Source organism: Corallococcus exercitus (genome assembly GCF_003611585.1).
Classification (GTDB): Bacteria; Myxococcota; Myxococcia; order Myxococcales; family Myxococcaceae; genus Corallococcus; species Corallococcus exercitus.
The window spans coordinates 1-390 of record NZ_RAVW01000944.1 but is presented as its reverse complement, the minus strand read 5'-3'; the positions used below and the strand labels follow the sequence as shown (position 1 = coordinate 390).

The 390-nt window shown below is 50.0% G+C and carries 1 protein-coding gene; it reads left to right on the top strand.

The genetic code is table 11. From position 1 onward, the window contains the following. Positions 1 to 158 precede the first annotated feature (158 nt). Positions 159 to 390 (top strand): helix-turn-helix domain-containing protein (locus D7W79_RS43000; RefSeq protein WP_439099284.1); only part of this gene is annotated, 232 nt, incomplete at its 3' end.

The following is a 390-nucleotide window of genomic DNA, read 5'->3' as shown; positions in this document are numbered from 1 at the left end:
CATCTGCTGAATGCTCTCAGGTGAGGGAAATTTCAGCGAAAAAGCCCGAAAAATGTGCTGTTAATCACATGCCTAAGTAAAAATTTGACGACACGTATTGAAGTGCTTCACCATAGCCTACAGATTATTTCGGAGCGCGAAAATATAGGGAGTATGCGGTGGTTGCTGAAAACCAGCCTGGGCACATTGATCAAATAAAGCAGACCAACGCGGGCGCGGTTTATCGCCTGATTGATCAGCTTGGTCCAGTCTCGCGTATCGATCTTTCCCGTCTGGCGCAACTGGCTCCTGCCAGTATCACTAAAATTGTCCGTGAGATGCTCGAAGCACACCTGGTACAAGAGCTGGAAATCAAAGAAGCGGGGAACCGTGGCCGTCCGGCAGTGGGGC